Source organism: Celeribacter baekdonensis B30 (assembly GCF_000299875.1).
GTDB lineage: Bacteria > Pseudomonadota > Alphaproteobacteria > Rhodobacterales > Rhodobacteraceae > Celeribacter > Celeribacter baekdonensis_A.
In genome coordinates this window covers 41,863-58,041 of the sequence record NZ_AMRK01000004.1, presented here as the reverse complement: position 1 = coordinate 58,041, position 16,179 = coordinate 41,863, and the positions used below count along the sequence as shown (strand labels likewise).

The 16,179-nt window shown below is 56.8% G+C and carries 15 protein-coding genes; 8 read left to right on the top strand and 7 right to left on the bottom strand.

The genetic code is table 11. The annotated features are described in order from the left end of the window. The first annotated feature begins 290 nt into the window (after window positions 1–290). From B30_RS08390 to ilvN, 3 genes are read left to right on the top strand one after another with little or no spacing between them, the layout of a single operon-like run. Window positions 291–2,039: an acetolactate synthase 3 large subunit gene (locus B30_RS08390; RefSeq protein ID WP_009571615.1), complete on the top strand. Its 1,749-nt coding sequence runs from the start codon at window positions 291–293 to the stop codon at window positions 2,037–2,039. A 16-nt stretch (window positions 2,040–2,055) separates the two neighbouring features. Beyond that, complete coding sequence (locus tag B30_RS08385) at window positions 2,056–2,343, top strand: hypothetical protein (RefSeq protein ID WP_009571614.1); 288 nt, start codon at window positions 2,056–2,058, stop codon at window positions 2,341–2,343. A gap of 12 nt (window positions 2,344–2,355) precedes the next feature. Next, entirely contained in the window at window positions 2,356–2,922 is a 567-nt protein-coding gene (gene ilvN, locus B30_RS08380) for an acetolactate synthase small subunit (protein WP_009571613.1), read from the top strand. Window positions 2,923–2,994: 72 nt separating this feature from the next. Here ilvN and B30_RS08375 read toward each other — a convergent pair whose 3' ends face one another. Continuing rightward, window positions 2,995–4,227, bottom strand: a complete 1,233-nt coding sequence (locus B30_RS08375; protein ID WP_009571612.1) for an autotransporter domain-containing protein — start codon at window positions 4,225–4,227, stop codon at window positions 2,995–2,997. A 223-nt stretch (window positions 4,228–4,450) separates the two neighbouring features. Next, the gene (locus tag B30_RS08370) at window positions 4,451–5,242 is read right to left on the bottom strand and encodes a helix-turn-helix domain-containing protein (protein ID WP_232616909.1); all 792 of its coding nucleotides are present in this window, start codon (window positions 5,240–5,242) and stop codon (window positions 4,451–4,453) included. Window positions 5,243–5,531: 289 nt separating this feature from the next. Here B30_RS08370 and B30_RS08365 point away from each other — a divergent pair, with 289 nt between their 5' ends. The 5 genes from B30_RS08365 (at window position 5,532) to B30_RS21335 (ending at window position 11,076) form a co-directional block, all read left to right on the top strand. After that, complete coding sequence (locus B30_RS08365; RefSeq protein WP_009571610.1) at window positions 5,532–5,798, top strand: hypothetical protein; 267 nt, start codon at window positions 5,532–5,534, stop codon at window positions 5,796–5,798. 217 nt (window positions 5,799–6,015) lie between these two features. Beyond that, window positions 6,016–6,714, top strand: a complete 699-nt coding sequence (locus B30_RS08360) for a nitroreductase (protein ID WP_009571609.1) — start codon at window positions 6,016–6,018, stop codon at window positions 6,712–6,714. Continuing rightward, window positions 6,701–7,852, top strand: coding sequence for an AMP-binding protein (locus B30_RS08355; protein WP_009571608.1), 1,152 nt, complete (start codon window positions 6,701–6,703; stop codon window positions 7,850–7,852). Before B30_RS08360 ends, B30_RS08355 begins: the two co-directional genes overlap by 14 nt. After that, window positions 7,843–8,943 carry a thiolase family protein gene (locus tag B30_RS08350; RefSeq protein ID WP_009571607.1) on the top strand — a complete coding sequence of 367 codons (1,101 nt, stop codon included), beginning with the start codon at window positions 7,843–7,845 and terminating at the stop codon, window positions 8,941–8,943. The genes B30_RS08355 and B30_RS08350 overlap by 10 nt, the downstream gene beginning before the upstream one ends. Window positions 8,944–9,225: 282 nt before the next feature. Next, window positions 9,226–11,076: a sensor histidine kinase gene (locus B30_RS21335; protein ID WP_009571606.1), complete on the top strand. Its 1,851-nt coding sequence runs from the start codon at window positions 9,226–9,228 to the stop codon at window positions 11,074–11,076. Window positions 11,077–11,087: 11 nt separating this feature from the next. On the opposite strand, the gene B30_RS08335 is transcribed toward B30_RS21335, so the two are convergent. From B30_RS08335 to B30_RS08315, 5 genes are all read right to left on the bottom strand, one after another. Then, a complete protein-coding gene (locus B30_RS08335; protein ID WP_009571605.1) occupies window positions 11,088–12,074 on the bottom strand; it encodes a response regulator in 987 nt (328 codons plus the stop codon). Window positions 12,075–12,521: 447 nt separating this feature from the next. Further along, a complete protein-coding gene (locus B30_RS08330) occupies window positions 12,522–13,505 on the bottom strand; it encodes an asparaginase (RefSeq protein WP_009571604.1) in 984 nt (327 codons plus the stop codon). Window positions 13,506–13,536: 31 nt separating this feature from the next. Beyond that, window positions 13,537–14,730, bottom strand: coding sequence for an ABC transporter substrate-binding protein (locus tag B30_RS08325; protein WP_009571603.1), 1,194 nt, complete (start codon window positions 14,728–14,730; stop codon window positions 13,537–13,539). After that, complete coding sequence (locus B30_RS08320; RefSeq protein WP_009571602.1) at window positions 14,727–15,785, bottom strand: CobW family GTP-binding protein; 1,059 nt, start codon at window positions 15,783–15,785, stop codon at window positions 14,727–14,729. Before B30_RS08320 ends, B30_RS08325 begins: the two co-directional genes overlap by 4 nt. Continuing rightward, complete coding sequence (locus tag B30_RS08315; protein WP_009571601.1) at window positions 15,782–16,114, bottom strand: hypothetical protein; 333 nt, start codon at window positions 16,112–16,114, stop codon at window positions 15,782–15,784. The genes B30_RS08320 and B30_RS08315 overlap by 4 nt, the downstream gene beginning before the upstream one ends. Between the last annotated feature and the right edge of the window lie 65 nt (window positions 16,115–16,179).

Below are 16,179 nucleotides of genomic sequence, written 5' to 3'. Positions count from 1 at the left end.
CCTAAACCCGCAAAAGTCGCAACTTTATTTCAACATACCATCGATCTACGACACTTTGTTTAATCAATATGCCGATTTTATGGTTGACGCCCTGCATCCACGACCATAATGTTCGCTGCACAGCAATAAAGGACCCCGAAAGGATCCACGCCATGAACGGCATTCTTGTAGTAGTAGGACAACAGCGCATGGGCCGGTGACGGTTGACCATATAGGTTCCCATGCGCCCCCGCCAAAACGGGGGCTTTTTTATTGCCTGAAACAGATTGATTTGTGAGACGGAGAGTAAGATGACACGTCAAATGACCGGAGCGGAAATGGTGGTTCAGGCCCTGAAGGATCAGGGTGTGGACACGGTATTTGGCTACCCGGGGGGCGCGGTCCTACCCGTCTATGATGCGATTTTTCAGCAAAACGACATCAAACACATCCTGGTGCGCCATGAACAGGCCGCCATCCACGCCGCCGAAGGCTATGCCCGCTCGACCGGCAAACCCGGCGTCGCACTGGTGACCTCGGGCCCCGGCGCGACCAATGCGGTCACCGGGCTGACAGATGCGCTCTTGGACAGCATCCCCTTGGTCGTGTTCTCCGGTCAGGTTCCGACCTTTATGATCGGCACCGACGGGTTCCAAGAGGCCGACACCATCGGCATCACCCGGCCCTGCACCAAACACAACTGGTTGGTCAAAGACACCGACAAACTGGCCGAAACCATCCATCAGGCGTTCCACGTTGCCACATCGGGCCGTCCGGGTCCGGTGCTGATCGACTTGCCGAAAGATGTTCAGTTCGCTGACGGCACCTATGTTGGCCCGGCCAAGGCCAAGGTCAGCCATTACCAGCCCAAGATGAAAGCCTCGATCGAGGACATCAACAACATCGTCCAAATGCTTGAAAAGGCTGAACGTCCGATCTTTTACACCGGCGGTGGCGTGATCAATTCCGGCCCAGCCGCCTCGCAGCTCTTGCGCGAATTGGTCGAGGCCACGGGCTTTCCGATCACCTCCACGTTGATGGGTCTGGGTGCCTATCCGGCGTCGGGCAAAAACTGGCTTGGGATGCTCGGGATGCACGGTCTCTATGAGGCCAATATGGCGATGCATGGCTGTGATCTGATGATCAACATCGGCGCGCGGTTTGACGACCGGATCACCGGACGGATTCAGGATTTCTCCCCGAATTCCAAGAAGATCCACATCGACATTGATCCTTCTTCGATCAACAAGGTCATCCGCGTGGACCTGCCGGTTCTGGGCGATGTTGGGCATGTGTTGGAGGATGTGCTCAAGGTCTGGAAATCGCGCGGCCGCAAGACCGCCATCACCAAGGCGTGGTGGGAGCAGATCGACACATGGCGTGAGGTGCGTTGTCTGAGCTACAAGAACTCCGACACGGTGATCAAACCGCAATATGCCCTCCAGCGCCTTGAAGCGCTGACCAAGGACATGGACCGTTATATCACCACGGAAGTCGGCCAACACCAAATGTGGGCAGCACAGTTCCTGGGCTTCGAAGATCCGAACCGCTGGATGACCTCGGGCGGTCTGGGCACCATGGGCTACGGTTTCCCCGCCTCCATCGGCGTGCAACTGGCGCATCCTGAGAGCCTTGTGATCAACGTCGCGGGTGAGGCGTCGTGGTTGATGAACATGCAGGAAATGGGCACCGCGATGCAATACCGCGCGCCCGTCAAACAGTTCATCCTCAACAACGAACGCCTTGGCATGGTGCGCCAGTGGCAGCAATTGCTGCACGGCGAACGCTATAGCTCGTCCTGGTCCGAAAGTCTGCCCGATTTTGTGAAATTGGCCGAAGCCTTTGGCGCCAAAGGCATCCGCTGTTCGGACCCTGCCGATCTCGATGACGCGATCATGGAGATGCTGAACTACGATGGCCCGGTGATCTTTGATTGCCTCGTTGAGAAACACGAAAACTGTTTCCCGATGATCCCGTCAGGCAAGGCCCATAACGAAATGCTGATGGGCGAGGCCTCGACCGAGGGCGCGATCATGTCCGACGGCGCGGTTTTGGTGTAACCCGATGAAACGGCTGATGAAAACACTGCGCTCCGCCCTCGCCCTCCTGGTGGCGACATGGGGGCTTGCGGGGTGCCTGTCGGGCGAGGCCACCGAGGTCTCGCAAGACGGGTTCACATTTGCCGTTGAGGTCATGGGCGACACTGCCGTGGCCAGAAATTATCACATGGGGCGGCTTAATTTCGCCAAGCTTGAAGAGGCCGCCCGTGCCGCCATTGAAACCGCCTCCGGCTGTGCCGTGCGCACGTTGGCGAAACGCGGTGAGATCAACACATTCGATGCCACGCTCAATTGTGCGGGCTAAGGGAGAGAACACATGTCTGCTCTACGCATCCAACAAGGCTCCACCAGCCATTCCGCCTATGACCTTCGCGACTACCACGCCGAGGTGATTGAAAAACACACGCTGGCCGTTTTGGTCGACAACGAAGCGGGCGTTTTAGCCCGTGTGGTCGGGTTGTTTTCGGGCCGCGGCTATAACATCGAAAGCCTGACCGTAGCCGAGGTCGATCATGCGGGGCATCTGTCGCGCATCACCATTGTCACCACCGGCACCCGCGATGTGATCGAACAAATCAAAGCCCAGGTCGGGCGCATCGTGCCGGTTCATGATGTGCATGACCTGACCGTCGAAGGCCCGTCGATCGAGCGCGAACTGGCACTGTTTAAGGTGCATGGCACCGGTGAAAAACGTATTGAAGCGCTGCGTCTGGCGGAAATTTTCCGCGCCAATGTGGTCGATAGCACCTTGGAGAGCTTTGTCTTTGAAATGACCGGCACCTCGGAGAAAATCGACGCCTTTGCCGATCTGATGCGCCCGCTGGGCCTGATCGAAACCGCGCGCACGGGTGTGGCGGCGTTGGGCCGGGGCGGCAAAGACTAAGCCCCCTCCGCGACGAAAAAACACACAAAAGGGCCCCCAAAAGGGCCCTTTTCTATGATAAATAGGACCGCGTCAGAAGGATTTGGACAGGCCAATCCGCAGCCCGGCGTCATACGTGCCTTCGGCCTGTTTGCCCGCATCCACATCAACCGATAGCATCATGCCATTGGCCATTTCGCTGTCAAAACCAACCCCGATCCGTGGCGCAACAAAGCTGCTGCTGCCCTCGGCGCGGGTCTTATGGCTCACTGCCTCAACCGCCCCGCTGAAATAAGGGGTCATGCCGTTCACCTCGGCAAATTCCATCCGCGCCCCCAACGACAGGCGGGCGTTTTGGATATGCTCGGCGGCAACCGTGCCATAGGCGCGCTGACGTTCGTCAAAGGCGGTCAAACGACCAAAGGGCGACAAGATGCCAGAGGCCAGCGGAACGTCCCCCGACATCGCCAGACCAAGGGCACGACGATTGGCGGTGAAACTTTCGCCGCCGATTTCATACTCAGGCCGGGCGTAGGTCAGGAAACCATCAAGGCGAAGCGTACCGGTCTCAAGCCCAAAATACGGCCCATATGCCAGCGCCTTGCCGGTATCGTCACTGCCATCCACGTCAATTTTATTATAGCCCAGCATCGCGCCGACAAACAGCGTGTCGGACATCATCCGGTCGGCGCCGATCACCAGATCATAAGATGCCCCATCGTCGTCGCCCCAATAGCTGCGGCCTTCGGCATAGCCCCAAACGGTCACGCCTGTGCCCTCGATTGCGCCTGTGGCGAACCCGCCCTGACGGCTAACAGCGACCGTATCGGCATGGCCGCCAAACCGGTTCTGGGCCACCCCATCAAGGGCATTGTGCATGGCAAGGTTTTGGGTTGTGCCCATGATCCGCCCCAATTTGGCTCCTGCGCCAGCATCAGCGTCAAGCCCGGCCCCCGGAACACAGCTTGCACTGGCGCGCAAGTTGGCCGTGCCAAGCGGCACCGCCCCCGATGGCACCAAGGTGACACTGAGCGTCACCTCCCCATCCGACTGCGCCACATAGGTATGTGGCAAGGCCGTTTGATACGCCCCCTCCGGTGAGGTCACTGCCAAACTGTATGCGGATTGCACATTGACATTTATGCGCTCCAAGGCCTCGACCACGGTGATGGCGTCGCCACGCTTCAAATCAAAATGGTAAACGAAATCACCGTAGAAGCCGACATTTGTCGCCTCTTCACAGGTGTAAAGCTGACTGGCCTGCACGCCAACAACCGCTCCAACAGCGATCCCTGTACTCAGTACCAAAGTTCGAAAAACCGACATAACATCCCCCTCTCGCATGGCCTGAACCCCATGCGGCACTCAACTTATTCCTATCTGTAAATGTTAGACCCGTTCAGCGACGCGGTGTATGCGCTATGTCAATGCGAGCGTAATCAGCAGAAAATCTATAATTTTATGTGGTATTTTGAGATCACAAATGGACAGAACACGCACAATAGACGTTATGGCTCTGCTGTGTCTGTGCCTAAATAGTCCTTGTTGCCTATCTCATTGGCGCATGTTTGTCGAAATAACCGCGCACCAAAGCCGGAAACCCTCTGCGCGGATGAATGCCAATGTCATGCCGCCGCCGGATCATCACCGCCAAACTCGGTTCGAGCCGCTCCAACAGCAAGGGCGAAGGCGCGCGCACATCTTGGGTCGAAATGGCGCTGCCGAACAGGAACCTGGGATTGCCAAGATAATTTGGTTCAAACCCGCCGAGATTCATCAATGGCACACGGTCCATCGCCGAAATAAAAGAAAACCCAAGCATTTGACGAAACACGATCCCGCGATAGCGGCGCATCGGCATCGCTTTGCCAAAGCCGACCCTTTCACTGGCGATACGCGAGATAAAGCCCGAGATTTGCATCACACCCATCTGATCCCGCTTGAGCGTGAACAAATGGCAACTCAGCGCGCTGGCGTCAAAATAGGACACCCGATAGTATAGATAGGGCCCGTCTGGCAGTTCCGCAGGCGAGACCCCCACCTCGCTCAATGCGCCCAAAAACCCCGAAAGCTCGCGCACCGCAGCGCCTTTTTGAGCTTGCGATGTCAGGCTGTCCAAAGGATCTAACAAAATCCGCGCATCCACATCAAAATATTGACAGATGCGATATAACACATCCGGGCGCGGGAACGCTTCGGCTTTGAGATAGCGATTGAATTGCGTACGATTGATGCCAAGGTCGCGGCACAGCTGAGAGACGGAGGTGGCGCGTTCCGACAGACGCGTTAAATTTTCTCCGAAAACATGCCTCAGCTGAGCAGGAGATACATCCTGTTTCACGTCATGGCCCCCCTCAGATTGCATTCTGTTGAAAAACAAAGCTGCGCGCTTCTCGGGGCGTGGCGAATACTTTGTATCAAATGAAAAACCGCCCTTATGACACAGAGTATGCGCAAAAATGGGGTTGGTTGATACAGTTTTGTGTAAAATCTTTGGCTACGCTGTCCGCTTGACGCCAAACAGCGTCAGAAGGATCGTATCATGACACATAAAGCCGAATGTTCTGCGCTTTCTGCTCATGATACGAGTATATGCTCAACGGATAACATGAATTCAAAAGGTTTCAATTATGGACGGAATCGTTCTTTGGTCCGATCCTGGCACACATACCGCCGTTATTTGGTGTAGTGATCACGGCGATCTCGCCTATGCCTGTGGATTGGATATTTTGGTTGGAGGGCTCTCGATGCCTGAAACGGGGACGATGGTTTCCATCAAGGCACGCTATGAAAACGGCATTCGCATTTGCTATCAGATGATGCCCATCCAACGCTTTGCTGCCCCGGAAATTGCAAGTCATTTGCGGGAGTTATCCGAAGACGTCACAGCCGCATAGAGCCTGACCAAAACAGGGGCATCCGCGACGGTTCGCAGGTTTCATTTCGGGCGACCACGGCCGCGCCAACCCGGCGCACGTCCTCTCTCGCCCACCGCAGCGTTGGTCAAGTGCCGCAATTGGGTGAGGCGCACAGGCTGGACAAGGGAACGTCGCCTCAATAGATACAGGGGTGTGCTGTCACAATGAACTGCCGAGGAAGGCCCTTGCCCCCGTTATGAGCAACCCTGTCTTTCAGCTTCTCGAACAGCGTAACTCCTGCCGCGCCTTCCTGCCGGATGCGGTGCCTTTGGCCGATCTGCGTGACATAATTGCCGCCGCGCGGCGCGCCCCGAGTGGCGCGAACCTACAGCCCGGCGGGTTCCATGTATTGACCGGCGCGCCGCTTGACCGGCTGCGCGCGGCACTTGCCAATGTTGCCCAAAACCCGCCCGAGTCCTCCGAATACAGTTATTTCCCAAATCCGATGCCACCCCATCTGCGCGCGCGGCAACGCAGGGCCGGGTATGCGCTTTACCATGCCTTGGGGATCGAACGGCGTGACATCGCCGGACGGCAGGCGCAGTTTGCCAAGAACTACCGGTTCTTCGATGCTCCTGTCGGCATCATTGTGACCATTGATCGCAACATGGGCGCGGGCTGTTTTATGGATCTGGGCATGGCGTTGATGGCCTTGATGCTCCATGCGCACAGCATGGGCTACGGCACCTGCGGCATCGGGGCGCTGGCCAATCACGGGCGGTTGACGCATCAGACACTCGGTCTGGCGCAGGACGACATCGTGGTCTGCGGGATCGCTCTTGGCCGACCGGATACACAGGCCCCGGTCAATGCTTTCCGGACAGAGCGCGCGCCGATTGAGGACTACGCGACATTCCATGGCTTCGAGGAAGATCACCGCGATGAGCGCAGTTGAGGCCTATCTTGGAGACAGGCGGCTTCGGGACAATACCGAAAGCGATGAGGCGACGGCCCTGCGGCGCCTGCTGACCTGTCTCACCTCCGGTCAATCCTTTCGCGTGCAACCTCGCCCCCCCTTCGTTCTGGAGATCGCGGGCCGGGAGGCCATTGAATGTTGTACCTCAGGCAGCTCGGGACAGCCAAAGGTCATACGGCGCAGCCGAAGCTCATGGACCGCAAGTTTCGCCGTCAACCGTGCACTCTTCGCCTTCGCCTCTTGCGATCGGGCGGCGGTTTTTGGGGCCTTGAGCCATTCCCTGACGCTTTACGGCATCGCTGAATCCCATCACTACGGGCTTGGTCTTCACCTGCTGCACGGGTTACGACCCAAAGCACAGATCGAACAGCTGAACCGTCATCAGATCAGCGTGATCTATGCGACGCCGACGCAACTGCGGATGCTGAGCGGCCCCCCTGCCCCTTCGGTGCGTGTCGTGCTGTGCGGTGGCGGGCACCTTGATGAGGCGACCCATACGCATGTCGCGCAGATGTTCCCCCGCGCGGAGCTTCGTGCATTCTATGGCGCCTCCGAGACCAGTTTCGTGACTCTGACCGACGCGCAGACACCCGCCGGGTCGGTCGGCCGCGCCTATCCCGGTGTGACGCTCGACATCCGCGCGGCGCAGGACGGTGTGGGCGAGGTTTGGGTGCAAAGCCCCTATCTGTTCGATCATTACGTCGATGGCGACAGTGCCGCAACGCGACGAGATGACGAGGGCATGACAGTCGGAGAGATCGGACGCCTTGACGAGAACGGCTATCTTTTCTTGATGGGGCGGCGTGATCGGATGGTCACAATCGCAGATCGTAACGTCCACCCCGAGGCGCTTGAAACACTCCTGGCCACACTGTTGCCGGACCGCCTGTCGGCCGTGACCACATGGCCCGACGCACGACGCGGGCATGTGCTGGTCGCCTATATCGAAACGGGCGCCACGACTCCCCCCGATGACGCATGGCTGCGCCAGGAAATCACCAACGCCCTCGGCGCGACCATGGTGCCCCGCAAGATCATCCTGACCGCGCAGTTTCCCCTGTTGGCCTCGGGGAAACCGGATCTCGCAGCCATGACGCAGGCCCAGCCATGGCCGTGATCATCGCAGCCCGCCGCACCGCAGTCGTACCCCGTGAGGGGGCATTTTCAACCTTGCAGCCGCATGAGCTCGCCGCACCTGTCATCGCCGCACTGTTGCGCGATACCGGCCTGAATCCCGGTGACATCGGGCAACTCTTTCTGGCAAACGCTCTGGGCGGCGGTGGCAATCCCGCCCGTATGGCCGCGTTGTTTTCGGGTCTTGGGCATGTGTCGGGCCTCAGCATCGACGCCCAATGTGCCGGGGGGCTTGATGCGATTGCGATGGCCGCGGCTTGGGTCGATGCCGGGTTTGCCCGCGCCGTCATCGCTGGAGGAAGCGAAAGCTTCTCGCAGCGCCCGCTGCGCGCAACGCAACCCGGTCAGGACGGTGCGCCGAGATTTTACACCCGCCCTCCCTTCAGCCCATTTCCCGAACAGGACCCGGACCTGACCGTTGCTGCGGACCATCTTGCGCGCAATTTGGGCCTTTCGCGGCAGGAACAGGATGATTTTGCCATCGAAAGCCATCGCAAGGCCTTGGCGGCGCGGGATGTTCTGAGGACCGAAATTGTTTCGCTCCAAGACGTTGACCAGGACGCCTTTACGCGCAGATTGACCTTAAAAACCGCAAGTCGTTCCAAAAGCTTATCTGGTTCGGTCAGTGCCGCCGCAACGGCGGTGGAGGCGGACGGGGCGGCTTTTTGTCTTGTCGTTTCCGATGACATGCGTGCCTTGGCGGATCATGCGGTGTCCATCCGCGCCCATGCCAGCGTCGGTGCGGATTCGGCAGTGCCCGGAATGGCTCCCGTCGCCGCAATCAAACGCGTGCTTGCCGCCTCCACACTGACGCCGAATGATCTGAACACCATCGAAGTGATGGAGGCCTATGCCGCGCAAGCCATCGCTTGCATCAGACTGGGCCACCTGCCCGAAGACAGAACCAATGTGTCAGGCGGCGCCCTGTCGCGCGGTCATCCGATTGGAGCCTCCGGTGCCATCTTGGTCTGCCGCGCCTTCCATGAGCTGACGCGACGCCCCGGCCCGGCCCTGTGCACAATCGCCGCGGCGGGTGGGATCGGCTCTGCACTGGTCTTGGAGACATCTGTGTAACGCTCCGCCGCCCTCCCCCCTCTGCGGTCATCGCGAACACTGGCCCAAAAAGTGCGAAGGAAACCCGGGTAAACTCAGCATTTCCTGAGCCACGTCAAGCACCCTGTCTCTCTCATACCAAACGGCCAATAAGAACAAACACGCCTGTGAATTTTACAAAAAACTCGAAAAGCAAGGTAGACAAAGGCGCGGCCTAAGGCCACCAATTCAATCGCATCGGAAAGCTGAGTGACAGCACCGGATTTGTGCATCTGTCATTTGCGAAACGCGTGGGGAAGAGCTTTGAGCAACCAATTGAAAGATTCTGCGATCATTCAAGCCTTCAAACACATGCAGGTCGCGCTTATGATTTTAGGATCAGAAGGTCAAATATTGCATAGCAATCACAAGACCGATCACTTGTTCGGTTATGACGAGGGCGAGTTGATAGCACGCAACATATGTGATGTTTTATGCGTTGAATCCTTGGCTGAGTTGAATGCTTTCATCGAACCTCCCGCCGTGGATACCCTCATTAAAAAAATAGCGGGACGCCATAAAAACGGGGATCTGCTCACTCTCTCGGTCCATGTCACGATATGGATTGATGCCGATCAGGGTCCACAGCATGCACTGGTTTTGAGAGATATTTCAAACGAATTGAAAAGCGAAAAATTGGTCAGGGACGAGTTGACGCGAGCGAACAATGCCATCGTTGGGGCTTATATTGGCGTTTTCGAATACAATCCCGTTGAGGACACCGTGATTGTGTCGGATATCTGGCGAGAGTTGCTGGAGTTGGGCCCCTCGGACGATGTGGACGTTCAGGTGGAATGGCGCGGGCGCGTGCATCCTGACGACCTGAATGCCGCACTGGAGCCAATCCGCCTTTGTCTCGAAGACACACACGAACGTGCCCGTTGCGAATATCGATTACGGTCGCGGGATGGATCGCAATGGCGTTGGATACGCACCGATATTGCAGTTTCGCAACGGGATGAAGCTGGTCAGCCTGTTCGTTTGAGTGGTGCAATGACGGATATTTCTGACATCAAGGCCACTGAAAGCGCTCTGCGATCGAGTGTCGAACAGTTCAGAGCCTCTTTCGAAAGCCCGGTCATTGGGAAAATCATTGTCGGCTTGGAAGGTGAGATCCTGCGTGTCAATGAGGCTGTGTGTAATCTTTTAGGGTATTCCACGGAGGAGCTTCAGGCCACCGATTTCCAGACATTGACGTATCCTGACGATCTGGAAGAGGACCTTCGTTTGTTTGCCCAATTGAAGGCCGGTAAAATTGCGCATTACGAGATGGAAAAGCGCTACATCCGTGCGAACGGTGCCATTATGTGGGGGCACTTAACCGTGAACATGATCAAAGACGCGGATGGCCATCCAGAATATTGCGTCTCCCAAATCATAGATATCACCGAACGACGGCGGCTGAGTGAACTTAAAAGCAGGTTCGTGTCAACTGTCAGTCATGAACTCAGAACGCCTCTGACCTCGGTTCTTGGCTCTTTGATGCTGCTGTCTTCCCTGGACGACGAACTCCTGTCGGATGAGGTTCAGCGGTTGTTGTTCATTGCGCAAAGAAACGGCGAGCGCCTGCGCGATCTGGTCAATAACATTCTGGATTTCGAAAAGTTTTCTGCCAAGCAAATGCGGTTCACCTTATCGCAAAAGCAACTCGTCTTGCTGGTTGAGGAAGCCGTTATGGCAAATTTGGTTGCGGCAGATATATCCGGTGTGCGGTGCAACGTCATCTGCCCGGACCGGACGGTGCGCGGTTTTGTTGATCCTAAACGATTTGAACAGGTGATGGCCAACCTCCTGTCGAACGCTACAAAATTTGCCGCCAAAGGGAGTTCAATTGACATTTCTGTTATAGAGCACAGCGAAGCCGTGCGTATTACAGTCACCAATAGAGGCGATGGCATTCCGGCCCCCATGCAGGCTCATATGTTCGAGCCTTTTTTCCAAGCCTCTCCCGGAACGACACAGACCAACGGTGGGACCGGTCTGGGCCTCAGCATCACCAAACAAATTGTTGAGCAGACGGGAGGGGAAATCGGCTTTGAAAGCATTCCAGACGAGACCACCACATTTTGGTTTACAGTTCCGACAGAGGACCCAGGCGGGAGTTCAACCCACTGATTTGTTTCGGATCACTTTTGAAAACCGTAGGCTGAGTAAATATTGATCGGTCTCGGCCCGTTCTGTTTCTCTTCAACGCGGGCCTCGGCACGCGCAATGGCGCGTTCAAAAGTCTGTTGGATCAAGAGCGCCACACTGGTGTTGGGGTGCAGCGGGCTTCCGGCGGACACTTCGATGTCAAGAGGATCACCATTGTCGTATTCGGAGTTCTTTTCGTCGAGAATGGTCTGAATGTTGGCTTCCAACTCTTCGGAGCTTTCAAAGCGCAGCCCGTTGGAGACAACAATATAGGCGCCGTGGCCGACATAAGACATCAGATGGCGGGTCGCGCCCAACACATTGGAAATCGCATCTATCACCTCCGTGAGCGCATATGAGAACTCTGCCACCGAGGCGCGGGAATGGATGGCTTCGATTTGGTGTATTTTGACAGCAAAGATATGTGAGCCCCCAAGACCCGCTCTCGAAAGCTGTTTCAGGTAATTTTCCAAGGCTCTTTCATCGACAAGGTTTTTGATACCCTCAATCATCACGGCTTCAGAAAGAGGGGATAGGGTATCGACCCCAGCCGAGGGAGGCTGCGGCAAACGCTCGCCACTCGTGTGCAGGTTGCTTTTCCGGGCGACGAGGAGTTCTTTTGCCAGTCGCAAACGCGTCCGCAATTCAACGATGTCGAACGGTTTGCTGGCGTAATCTGTGGCCCCGGCTTCAAAGGCACGATCAATGTACTCCCGCTCCTTCATCGCAGTCAGCATGACTATCGGAACCTTGCGATAGGAGGGGATTGCACGGATATGAGTGCAAAGTTCGATACCATCCATCTCAGGCATGTTGATATCCAGAAGGAGGCATTCGAATGGTGTCTCACTGTTTTTCAAAATATCCAACGCGGCGGCCCCGGAAGGCGCCGTCGACATTTTGGAAAACCCCGCCTTTAGCGCAATCATCGGAAGAAGTTCAAGTATGTACGGGTCGTCGTCGACTGCCAGAATTCGCATGTATGCCTCTAAAGTTGAAATGTAACAACCGACGTTAACTCATACAGCGTTTAGGATGATGGAAAACAACCTGGTCAAACCATTAGGGCACACCCAAATCGAATGCAACCAAATGCAATGACACTTAAAAACCCAAAGATATTGCGGTTCTCATTGCTTAAATCATCTTGAATGCACAGTCCAACGTGATCACTGCCTGTCATGCTTCCCCAGTCATCAATATTGGCAATGCAGCGAATCTGTTGCAAATGGTTTCTTCAAAGCGCGGCGTATTGAGCAAAGTTTGGTGCAGTACTGGGGTGTTGACGGGCTCAATCGGTCTGCCAAAAGCGTCACGCCTTTCACCTGAGACAGGGAAAGGGTGATGCTGCCAGACATGTCAATGTTGTGGGCGTTTTATGCGCCACAACCGCCCGCCTGCCCATTTGATGAGCGGATGTTCGCAAGTCAGACATAGCGGGCGAACGCCTCCGACAGAGCACTTCCCGATAGCCCAGCCCCCAGCAGAGCGGAAAGAAGCAATCGGGTTTTCACGGCGGACAGATCACCCGCCAACAAAGCGCCATATTCAACCAGCGTCACCCCGCCGCTGTCTTTGCCATAAACCGCGCGAGTACGCCCCTCTTGGCAACGGGACGCGACGGCGACGATACAGCCTTTTGCAACCAGACGCGCGACCTCTCCGGCAAAGCCTTTCGGCGCATTGCCGCGCCCAAAAGCGGACAGGACAATCCCTGAGGCACCATGATCCGCCGCCAGCCCCATCAGCCGTGGCGTACTGCCGAGACCGAGGCCAATCAATTCAACATCCGGGTCGAGCTTCGGCGTATCAAACGCCACACGCGCCTGCGCGGGACGCGTGTAAAGATGCACCTTGCCATGATCCACCTCGCCTAATTTCCCATGGCCAATCGAACGGAACGTATCCACGCGGGAGGTATGGGCCTTTGTCACATAGCGCGCACCATGAATGTCGCCCTCGAAGAGGATGACCGGCCCCACGCCTATCAGCTCTGTGCTGGCAGCGGCACAGATCGCATCGTGGATGTTGCGTGGCCCATCCGTATCCGGTTGACCGGCATGGCGCTGTGCGCCTGTGAACACCACGGGTTTGTCCGTTTTCGTGAGCACCCAAGCAAGGAATGCGCTTTCTTCCATCGTGTCGGTCCCATGGGTGACGACGACCCCATTCACCGCATCGTCGGAGAGCACGGCATCAATGCGGCGACACAGGTGATGAATCGTGGCAAGGTCGAGCGCATAGCTGCCTGCGGCCTCGAAATTCTCAACCACGACAGAAATGCCATCCAGCGGATCGTGCAGACTGCGCAACAACGCTTCGCCGGTCAGCCCCGCGTTCACGGCACCCGCAGCTTTATCTGCAGAAGAGGCAATGGTTCCGCCGGTGGCGATGAGGGTTACATTTTTCATTGGGCCTTCTCTCGAATGGTGCGTTTCTTCTTTAGCTGGCGCGGCGATTGGTGCGCGCCTTGGACGCCGCCAAATCAACCAATTCATTCCACCGGCGCACGACATAGTTATGTTCGTCCATGGTGGAATTCCAAATCGCGATATGGCGACACCGGTCTTCGCGAGAGCCGCCCGAACGGGTTTCCCCCGCCCGTATCGCCAGACGTCCGGCCACATCCTTAAGACCATGTGCCGCAGGTTGGCCTTCGTACCAATACGCCCAATCGGCCTGTGGCAGATGCGCTTTCACCCGTTCCGGGACGGACATGTAATAGCCCTGTCGCGCCACCACAGCCCCCGCATAGCCATCAAGATACCAGTTCAACCACTCATAGGCGCGGTCGAGTTTTTCCCCCTCCAGCACGCGGGACAGACACATGCCGCCATGCCAGGCGCGGTAGCCTTCGCGCGGATGGGCCTGACGCACGCGGACACCTTGGCGTTTCATTTCGACAATGGTGGGTGACCAGATCGAGGCGAGTTTGAGTTCACACTCCAAAAACCGCTCCACGGGCTCATTCGCACGAAGCCAGAACGGACTCAAATGTCCGCTAAGGATCAGAGACCGGGCATGTTCGCTTAACACATCAATCTCTTCGACACTCATGTTGCCCATATTCTCGAAACTCATCTGCCCCGATGCCGCCAGTGCCATAGCGAGATCGAACAGGCCGATCGCCGGCTCATCCACCAATGCGACTCGACCCGCCCATTTCGGATTCAGCAGTTCCGCCCAACTCACGATGTCGCGGTCGACATCTACGTCAGTGGTTTCAACCGCAAAACTGTCAAAATTGTAAAAGGTGGGCAGCATGGATATCTGCCCTGTCGGACTGTTCGAGAGGGTCATGTCGTGTTGAACGAACAGACGTGAAGCAGGAACATCGCCCAGCGCCTGACGCCCCGGCGCGCCGGGCATCCGTGACAACTCACCCAAATCGTCCCAATGAGTAATCCGGCGGGTATCAATGGCCTGCACCGCACGCCAATACCAGACAATGTCGAGATTGTGAAAACACTGATCATAAACATCATAGCTTGCCGGGTCGAGCGCGGCGGAACGTTGCGCGCTGTTGAAATCCATTTCGATGAATTCAAGAGGGAACCCAAGATCACTCTCGGCGCGGTCTTTCAGAAAGCGCCAAGGCTGGATTTCAGTTGTCAGGATGCGAAGCGGCTCTGTCATTCCGCCGCAGTCCTGGCCTCAGAAATCCCCATGAATGCTGTAAAGGAGCGGCGAATTTGGTCCGGCGCAAGCCCTTCAAGGATAAAGACGATCCGCGACTGGCGTGGTCCCTTTGGCCAATTCGCCATATGGGTCGGAGCATGAACGAGATGTTGAACACCGTGTATCGCAATCGGACTGTCTTCGCCCTCGATCGCTAAAATACCTTTCACTCTGAAAATCCTCTCACCGTGCTTATGCAGTAGAAGTGTAAGCCAAGTCCCGAACATAGTCCAATCGATCTCCTGTTCGATCACCAAGGAAAAGCTGGTGACGCCAAGCGCGTCGTCATAGTGATGCGCGTGGTGGCGGTTGTGTGAATGATCATGGTGGTGGGTATGTTGGTGCTCTGCGTGATCACAGGTGGGGCCGCAAAGGGGATCGCCTCCTCCCTCGCCGGCAAGAGTATTGGCAAAAGCGGTCGAGCCGAACCCCTCAAGGATCACGTCAACAGAAGCCTCTGTCGTCAAAATGAGTGCGCCCGGATTGATCCGCGCGAGACGCCGCCGCAGCGCCTGTTCCATCTCTGGCTCCGTGAGATCCGTCTTGGTCAACACGATCCGGTCCGCCGCCGCAATCTGACGCACGGCCTCTGAGCGATGCTCGACCTGAAGCACAGCGTTGACCGCGTCCACTGTTGTGAGAACGCCGCCATTGGTAAAATGTGACCGCAGCACAGGATGCGCCGTCAGCGTTTGCAAGACGGGATATGGGTCCGCCAGCCCTGTCGTTTCAATCACCACCCGATCAAAGGCGATCTCCCCGCGCGCCCTTAGGCTGTGGAGATTGGACAGTGCATCGGCCACTTCACCCCGAACGGTGCAACAGATACAACCGGATTTCAACACCACCACGGTGTCATCAATGCGATCCAGCAGCGCGTGATCCAACCCAACCTCGCCGAACTCGTTGATCAGCACAGCCGCGCCTTTCATCGAGGGATCGGTAAGCAGGCGTTGCAGAAGCGTCGTTTTGCCAGACCCAAGAAACCCGGTGAGCAGGATGACAGGAGTCATAGGCTTGTCCTCTCTTCCATCCATTCAATAAGATCATCGTCGAGCGGATCAAGATCGCGGCCAGATAAGGCCTCCGCCTCCGACCACAGATGAGACAGGGCCTCAAACACGCTGGAGCCACCGGTGGGGGACGTCATGACATAGGACCGCCCTTGCCAGACATCGAGTTTAAGACGGCGATATGAGAGGACTGCATTGGCAGACTTCAGGCGTCGCAGGCCCTCGGCCCGGCGCGATTGCGTGTCATGATTACGGGTGTAGACACCTGGGCGCACAATCGCGTTGGTCCAGTGATCATCACAGCCAAGAATACCGCAAAGCGAACACATGCCTCTCTCCTTCGTCTCGTTAAATGGCGGACGGTGCCGGGAATTGCCCGTCCGCCAAAGGCACA

Bases quoted from the DNA above. Each gene is read 5' to 3' on its own strand.
- B30_RS08390 (WP_009571615.1), top strand. From the start codon at position 291: ATGACACGTCAAATGACCGGAGCGGAAATGGTGGTTCAGGCCCTGAAG.
- B30_RS08385 (WP_009571614.1), top strand. From the start codon at position 2,056: ATGAAAACACTGCGCTCCGCCCTCGCCCTCCTGGTGGCGACATGGGGG.
- ilvN (WP_009571613.1), top strand. From the start codon at position 2,356: ATGTCTGCTCTACGCATCCAACAAGGCTCCACCAGCCATTCCGCCTAT.
- B30_RS08375 (WP_009571612.1), bottom strand. From the start codon at position 4,227: ATGTCGGTTTTTCGAACTTTGGTACTGAGTACAGGGATCGCTGTTGGA.
- B30_RS08365 (WP_009571610.1), top strand. From the start codon at position 5,532: ATGGACGGAATCGTTCTTTGGTCCGATCCTGGCACACATACCGCCGTT.
- B30_RS08360 (WP_009571609.1), top strand. From the start codon at position 6,016: ATGAGCAACCCTGTCTTTCAGCTTCTCGAACAGCGTAACTCCTGCCGC.
- B30_RS08355 (WP_009571608.1), top strand. From the start codon at position 6,701: ATGAGCGCAGTTGAGGCCTATCTTGGAGACAGGCGGCTTCGGGACAAT.
- B30_RS08350 (WP_009571607.1), top strand. From the start codon at position 7,843: ATGGCCGTGATCATCGCAGCCCGCCGCACCGCAGTCGTACCCCGTGAG.
- B30_RS08335 (WP_009571605.1), bottom strand. From the start codon at position 12,074: ATGCGAATTCTGGCAGTCGACGACGACCCGTACATACTTGAACTTCTT.
- B30_RS08330 (WP_009571604.1), bottom strand. From the start codon at position 13,505: ATGAAAAATGTAACCCTCATCGCCACCGGCGGAACCATTGCCTCTTCT.
- B30_RS08325 (WP_009571603.1), bottom strand. From the start codon at position 14,730: ATGACAGAGCCGCTTCGCATCCTGACAACTGAAATCCAGCCTTGGCGC.
- B30_RS08320 (WP_009571602.1), bottom strand. From the start codon at position 15,785: ATGACTCCTGTCATCCTGCTCACCGGGTTTCTTGGGTCTGGCAAAACG.
- B30_RS08315 (WP_009571601.1), bottom strand. From the start codon at position 16,114: ATGTGTTCGCTTTGCGGTATTCTTGGCTGTGATGATCACTGGACCAAC.